Annotated in this window: 10 protein-coding genes; all 10 read right to left on the bottom strand. The window is 59.5% G+C overall.

Translation table 11 applies throughout. The features are described from left to right. Window positions 1–623, bottom strand: a 623-nt coding sequence (locus ACIOZM_RS30925) for a phage tail sheath subtilisin-like domain-containing protein (protein WP_401221317.1), incomplete at its 3' end; no start/stop codon positions are given. 103 nt (window positions 624–726) lie between these two features. Further along, entirely contained in the window at window positions 727–1,152 is a 426-nt protein-coding gene (locus tag ACIOZM_RS30920; protein ID WP_401221314.1) for a phage tail assembly chaperone, read from the bottom strand. Window positions 1,153–1,163: 11 nt separating this feature from the next. Next, window positions 1,164–2,732 carry a phage tail protein gene (locus tag ACIOZM_RS30915; protein WP_401221311.1) on the bottom strand — a complete coding sequence of 523 codons (1,569 nt, stop codon included), beginning with the start codon at window positions 2,730–2,732 and terminating at the stop codon, window positions 1,164–1,166. Further along, the gene (locus ACIOZM_RS30910; protein WP_401221309.1) at window positions 2,725–3,333 is read right to left on the bottom strand and encodes a phage tail protein I; all 609 of its coding nucleotides are present in this window, start codon (window positions 3,331–3,333) and stop codon (window positions 2,725–2,727) included. The genes ACIOZM_RS30915 and ACIOZM_RS30910 overlap by 8 nt, the downstream gene beginning before the upstream one ends. A gap of 1 nt (window position 3,334) precedes the next feature. Then, window positions 3,335–4,216, bottom strand: coding sequence for a baseplate J/gp47 family protein (locus ACIOZM_RS30905; protein ID WP_401221306.1), 882 nt, complete (start codon window positions 4,214–4,216; stop codon window positions 3,335–3,337). After that, window positions 4,213–4,539 carry a GPW/gp25 family protein gene (locus tag ACIOZM_RS30900; RefSeq protein ID WP_401221303.1) on the bottom strand — a complete coding sequence of 109 codons (327 nt, stop codon included), beginning with the start codon at window positions 4,537–4,539 and terminating at the stop codon, window positions 4,213–4,215. Before ACIOZM_RS30900 ends, ACIOZM_RS30905 begins: the two co-directional genes overlap by 4 nt. A gap of 5 nt (window positions 4,540–4,544) precedes the next feature. Continuing rightward, the gene (locus tag ACIOZM_RS30895; protein WP_401221300.1) at window positions 4,545–4,793 is read right to left on the bottom strand and encodes a hypothetical protein; all 249 of its coding nucleotides are present in this window, start codon (window positions 4,791–4,793) and stop codon (window positions 4,545–4,547) included. Between the two features lie 53 nt (window positions 4,794–4,846). After that, the gene (locus ACIOZM_RS30890) at window positions 4,847–5,413 is read right to left on the bottom strand and encodes a phage baseplate assembly protein V (RefSeq protein ID WP_401221298.1); all 567 of its coding nucleotides are present in this window, start codon (window positions 5,411–5,413) and stop codon (window positions 4,847–4,849) included. Then, window positions 5,410–5,922 (bottom strand): hypothetical protein, encoded by a 513-nt coding sequence (locus ACIOZM_RS30885; RefSeq protein WP_401221295.1) that lies wholly within the window; start codon window positions 5,920–5,922, stop codon window positions 5,410–5,412. Before ACIOZM_RS30885 ends, ACIOZM_RS30890 begins: the two co-directional genes overlap by 4 nt. Further along, window positions 5,915–6,580: a hypothetical protein gene (locus ACIOZM_RS30880; RefSeq protein WP_350483506.1), complete on the bottom strand. Its 666-nt coding sequence runs from the start codon at window positions 6,578–6,580 to the stop codon at window positions 5,915–5,917. Before ACIOZM_RS30880 ends, ACIOZM_RS30885 begins: the two co-directional genes overlap by 8 nt. Window positions 6,581–6,735: the final 155 nt, after the last annotated feature.

Here is a 6,735-nt window from a genome sequence, read left to right as displayed (position 1 = left end):
CCCGCCGCCCAAGCCGAACCGGGTGCGTCGACGGTCTTGCTGGTGATGGTGTCCCAATACTTGACGCCCGGGTCGACCATGAACAGGTTGCGACTACCGAAGTTATCGGCGTAGGCCATGGCGGCCTCGTCGGTCGTGCCCGGGCCATCGATGATGCCGATGGCGCGCAGTTTCTGCGCCAAGCTATCGAGCGCCGTGGCCACCGCCTGAGTCGCGGTATGACCTGGCGCGATCAACAATCGAGGCTGCGCGTTGAACAGGCTTTTACCGTCGAGCAGCGCCTGCAATCCCGTGCGCTGACCCGAGGCCAGAACGCCGCCGATGATTGCCGAAGTTTGCAGCGCGGCATCTTCCAGTTTGGCCACGCCGATGGCGACGATCACCGCCTTGGCTTTGACGTAGATCGCCTGACAGGCCTTGGTGATCGCCGAGTCAGGACCGAAGGCGGCAATGGCTTCGCGCTCGGTGGTGATCAACTTCAGTTCGCCGGCCTTGGCTGTACCGCCGCCGAGGACACCAGGTGTGAAGGTGTCACACAGACCGATAATCGACGACGACGGCAGCGAGATGGTGCGCGCGCCAGTGTCGACCGACGTGGTCGTGACGCCGTGGAAAAAACTCATAAGGGTCAGTCTCCAGAAACGAAGAAGCCCCGCATAAGCGAGGCTGTGAGGGTGTTGGTGTTACGCGTAACGGAAAAGAAAACGCCCCGTCAGTGCGGGGCGATTATTGAAGCTGCTCAGTCAGCCAAAGAGGTGTCGGTGGTCGGTGGTCAACCAGTGGAAACTCACCGGACTCCGGCCAGTTGCGCAGCGCTCGGCGATACGCTTGAAGCTCGGCGTATTGCACGGCCGTCAAAGTGGGGTCGCTGCTTTCCTCCAACTCATCACGATGACGAGCCACGACACCATCCGTTTCAGATAACCGTTGGTCTCGCCAGCTCCTTTCGGTGGCGGCCAATTGCTCATTGCCGGGCGGCGGTAGGTCGGCCAGAACAGCAACACCATCGCGATCCCAGTCAATTACCTTACCTTCAGATTGCCCTGCCAGAAGCTCTGCGTGGTATTCAGCAGAGATTTTAATCACGTCATCCGGCATAGCTGTATGAATGGACTCGTCATAAAAGCCGCGTGCAGATCTCGACGCAAACATGAATTTTCTCCTTATCGACCTATCGCAATGTAGTAGCAGTTCAACGCCACTCGGTTTGTCGATGATGACCACGCTTGATACCGAGCGCCGGCAGTAGTTTGGCTCTCCATCGTGCCGAAAACACCGTTCGATCCTGGAGTAATTGCAACCGTCAATACCAGGCTATCAAGCGATGAGGGGAAAATTACCGGGAAGGAAAATGGAACGGGTCCGCTAGCACTTCCCGCAACAGTTCCAAACTGGATTATTCGCCCACTCGGCAGCTTCTGGAAGCTATTGATATCTACCGACGAGCCGAATACCGAGGCATATTTTAGCTGTGCTGTTCCCCCCACCGCGTACCAGTTAGCTCCATCCGATTCGACGGTCAGGCTGTCTCCAAGGCCGAGTGTGATGCTTGATAAGGTTTGGCTACCATTGAAATAAATCAACTGGCTCTGCTGTGTAGCGATAAAGCAGGGCTGACTGGCAAACATCACAATCGGTAGTCTTGTGCCCGCCTTAACAGCTGCCGCAGAAGGCAACGTCACCGTGTAGTTTCCACCGGCGCCGGCATAGATGAGTTTTCCGGCGTGCCCTGCATTGAGGGTTATAACACCCAACAAAATGGCGAAGTCTGAATCATTCCCTAGCGCCCGCTGTACAAACTCAGTCGTGGGCAGCAACTTGCTGCTGTCGAACTGCGCCGGGGTTGGAGCGGTTGGATCACCCAAAAACACTGGGGACTTTATCGGCGCGAAACCATAAGTCACGTTCTGGAACATCAGCGGTGTAGTGCCCAGGACAATTGTTCCGTCAGTAATCAATTGCCAACGGGTGTCAGCCAGCGTGATGCCCTGTTCAACAGACACCAGTAGAGCCGATGTCACTTCAGAGTCTGAATCCGCATCAGTTGAACGAGTCCAAGCGCCTGCTACCGCTACCCATATGCCGTTGTCTTTGGCGGTGTTCTGGTTTTTCACTAAAACTCGATCACCGGCCAGCAATGGCACGCCGTCGATGGTCAGTAGTCCTGACAACACGATATTTCCGGTGGTGGCGACCCGGACCGACTGCTTGTTATCTAGCTTGTAAAGCTCTTCCAGTATGCGTGTATCCACATACTCGCGAGTCGCCAGCACCACTGCCGGATCGATCTTGAGGGTGATGTTGCCGGTGCTAGTGACCACGAAGTTCATCCGCACGATTTGCGTACGGCCCGAGCCTTGCGACAGCAGCGGCTTGAAACTTGGCGCGCAGTTGGCCACCGCCACCAGATCGCCGTCCGCGTCGTACAAGCCCATTTCGCGGATCCACTTGCCGCCTTCATCGGCCGGGATGATCTGCTCGGCGATAATCACCGCTGGGTTGACCGGGTCGGTCTTCAGTTGGTTCAGCGGCTTGCGGCGCCACTCGTTGAGCAGCTTGGTCTGACCGGCCGACGGAACCGGATTGGGCGGATCAGCCAGCCCGTTCGGGTTGGCATCCCCCACGCCCATCTGCGTGATCAGCCAGGGAATGCCGAGCGCGTCGGCGTTCGCCTGCTTGGCCATCCCCACGTTCGTGAGGATCGCGAAAAACTGCGAATTCGCATCAATCATAATAAACGTCCAGGGTGTCTATGGTGTGTTCGCGACCGACTACGCCAAAGCTGCCGGTGACTTCGATGTCACGCATGACGGGTGGGTAAACGTCGATTTCGTCGCCCTCGTAGAGGGACACGCCGATGTTTAAATTGCCTTGGGTTTCCAGGCTGATGGCCAACCCGGTGAGTTGACGTGTGACCGGTTTGGCGTCGTCTATCAGGCGTTCAAGCTCCTGATACATTTCTTCGGTGATGCCGGTATCCAGCACCCCGACCTTCAGCGCGAAGGTGCCCGGCACGCCCTCGGGCACGGTCTGGAACCACTCGACAATCTCAATCAAGTAGCCCAACGGCTCGACCACACGGCGCAGAGCGCCGATGGTGCCCTTGTGTTTGTGGATGTAGTACGACGCCTTGATGGCCGCACGCTTGGTAGCTTCGCTCCACCGGTAATCCCAGCGATCCACCGACCACGCCCATGCCAAATGCGGCAGCAAATGAACTGGGCAGGTATCAGCGTTGTAGAGGTCGCGCAGTGGGACAATCGTCTTTTCGAAGAGCGCGGCCTCCATGGCCCGTTCCAGTTGTGTGCTGTTGAGCGGCAGTAGGCTTTTCATATCAGTTCGCCAGCCTCACGTTGTAGCGCGTACAGAACGCCGCCTGCGCCTTGGTCGGGGCCAGATCCTGCCACCCGACCAACTCAACCCGGGCAACGCCGGCAACGTGCAACTGAGCGTCGACAGCGGAGCGGGCGACCTCGACGCCCAGCCGCTTGCGTGGATTGATCCAGGCTGCCAAACGACTTTTCGCCTCGGCCAAACTGGCGTCCGCTTCTGGACCGGCGCTGGCCATGTGCAAAATGGCGTCAATCTCGTAACGGATCACCTCTGCGCTCTGCACAGTCACTCGATCACCCACTGGGCGGACGTCATCGTCATTCAGCGCGGTGGCGACCGTCGCCAGCAGGTCCGGCGGTGCTTCGCCTTCCCCGTCCAGACCCAGCACCGTGACCGTGACGTAACAAGGCGCCGGGCTTTCGGCCGTAGCATCTGCGACCAACCCGGAGGCATTGCGTGCATGCAGGATGTAGCTGTTACGCGGGCCAGCCGTGGTCAAGCCCTCATAGGCCAACTGGATGCGCTCGCGAAACGGATCGTCGTCCTCCATGACCTCGGGCACGGGCGGCACTGCCAGCAGATCCGCAGTCTGAATGACCAAGCGTTTCAGATTGACGTTGGCCCCCAGGTGATCGAGGTCGCCGCGAATGGCGTGCGCCAGCAATAGCGCCTTGCCAGCATCATTAACCCGTGCGCGGTTGCCGACCTTGTTGTATGCCCCGACTTCCAGCACCTTGACCACCGGATCGCTTTCCAGCGCGGCCGTCCAATTGCCGCCCATGTAGCCGCGAAACACGCTCAGCCCGTCCTGATAAACCTCTTCGAAGTCCAGAGGCTCCAGCACGGTCGGTGCTGGCAGCGACGACAGATCTACGGTATTCATGCGGCCACCTCCAACGTGACGCTGTCGCCCAGGTACTGCCCGAGGATTTGCAAATTGATTTGCCCGCCAATGACGGAAATGACGCGCACCTGATCCAGCTTCAAACGCGGCTCCCAGCGCCCCAAAGCGCGGGCAACCTCAGCCTGTACGGCGCTTTTCCAGCCTTCGTTGATGGGCAAATCGACAAACCGCCGTAGCTTGCTGCCGTATTCCATTCGGTGCCGACGACTGTCCAGCGGCGTGCTCAAGATGTCGGCAATGGATTGCCGCAGGTGCTCGATACCGGATATGGGTAGGCCGGTCTGGCGATCCATTCCGATCATCGATGTCACTCCTTGAACGGCTCGTATTCTTCGCTGGCTTTCAGGAACTTGACCGCCTCGATGTCGGAGGCCGGCACCACGACCGTCGCCTTCTCCACCTGATAGGAACGGTCAGTACCTGGCACGATCAACAGTCGCGACGTGTAGAGCTTGTCGCGGAACTTCAAGGACTCAGGCGATGAGTAAGTTGAGGATGACAATGCCGGTTCCGAGGACATTTGCACCTCAGTGACGGGCGTATCGATCTTGGCCATGTATTTTCTCCAGGCATGAAAAAGCCCGCACTGGGCGGGCTGTCGTGAATGAATTAATGCGTGTGGTGATTACTGTTGCCGGTGGCGTCAATGATTGCGCCGGCGCTGGTGATGCCCTTGGTAACGTGCAGCGCGCCGTCGATCATCACCGCCGCTTTCAGATTGATGTTGCCGGTGGTCACGTTCACTGCGCTATCGGTTACAACCGCTTCCGTGCTGGCCACCTTGATGATGACTGTGCCGCTCGGAAGCGTGATGCTGTAGCTCTTGGCCTGCCAGTCGTAGATTAGCGAGCCGCCATCATCAAAACGCCAGACCTCGACGTGGTCGCGGTTATCTGGCGGCGGTCCGGCATTGCCATACAGGCCCGGGACAAACGTGCCTTGCGACACGTCGCCGCTGGGACTGATCAAACTGCCCTGCTCGCCCATGGACGGTGCGCGCCAATGTCTGGCCTTGCCGGCGGCAATGCTGTGCCAGCGCACCCAAGCGCTGACCCATTCACTGCCGTCCGACACGCGACACACCGGCGGCGAAGCGGACAGATCCACCGCGACCACGTAGCAAGCTTTGATCGCCCCCGCGATCATGCGGTCATGCTGGGCGCTTGCGTAGCTCACGGCAGATCCTCGGGCCTGAATGGTCCGTTACCCGGTTCAACGTCGCACACCAACGTCCCCGGCGGCTGGTCCGGCCATGGCCATTCCTCAACGCCGAGATAAACCTGCTGAGTCCACTCCACCAGCCACACCGTGTATCCATCCAGGTGCGGCTGGGTCCAGTCCTGCAGCGATTGCACAAACTCGGCGGGTTCAACTGCCAACCCCCACGTCTGCGCACGCAGCAGCACCGCCAACTGGGTCGCCAACTGCACGGCCTGTTGATGATGGTACGGCTTGATCGGGTCAACGATGATTCGCGCCTCGAACTTGCAGACCAGCGAGGTTTCGCCGGTGCCGATATCGGTACCCGGCTCGATCTCGGCCACCTCCAGAAACACCGCCGGCAGCGACACGCGATCCTTAATGTCTGGCCAGGCGGTGACGGCCTGCACGCCCGGCAAGTGGGTACGCAGATGCTGTTCTACCGCCCGATAAAGCTGGTCCAGGTTGAACGGTTCTTCAGACATTGCCGATCCTCTTGAGGTATTTCTGCAGCTCAAAGTTGAGTTCTTGTTTGAGAATCGCCAACAGGATCTCGTCTGCCTTTTTGACCCAGCTGTCGAAATGCGGCCGGGCTTGCTCCAGCGACACCTTGGCTTTGGCCAGCGGGAAACGACTACCGTTTTCAGCGACCCAACCCGAACTCGGCCCGCGACCGGGGGACACCGTGCTATCCGGGTAGTCGTCCGCGTTGAAATGCTTGCTGGCCGTGCGGATCCAGATGTCGGGCTTGTTGCCGTAGACCTTCTTGAGAAAGGCACCTTCGTAACGCCGCCCCGCCACCGACACACCGCTGCCGGTCTGCCGCGCCCGGCCGATCCGGCTGGATTCGATGCTGTTCAACCCGAACCACAGTTTGCCGCTCGCGGCCGCGCCGGAAACTGGATAACTGCGCAACCGCTGACGCACCGCCGCAACGGCAATGCGCTCTGACCGGCTGACGGCTCGGGCGATGTGCGTGCGCAATCTTCCCAACGTCTTGTTGATCGCACGCCGATGCGCCGCCGCAGCCGCTTTCGGTACCACCTTGGCAAAGTCCTGGAACGCCTGAAAATCTGCGGCCGAGGACTGGATAGAGATCATCCCGCCCCCGGCCGAGGGTTTGAAATAGCTTCCGACGCTCATGGCCTCAACCTCAGAATCAGGGCGACCAGGCCGTCGCCGCTCGGCTCGAGCTGGATCAAGTCGTAGTCACCGCCGCCATCCAAGGCAGGTAAGTCAACGCTGACCAGCATCCCCTGCTCCAGGCCTTGCGAATCACTGACGCGGATCTCGAAGCG

The sequence above is a fragment of the Pseudomonas sp. NPDC087346 genome, assembly GCF_044744235.1.
Classification (GTDB): Bacteria; Pseudomonadota; Gammaproteobacteria; order Pseudomonadales; family Pseudomonadaceae; genus Aquipseudomonas.
This window is presented reverse-complemented; position numbering and strand designations above follow the sequence as displayed.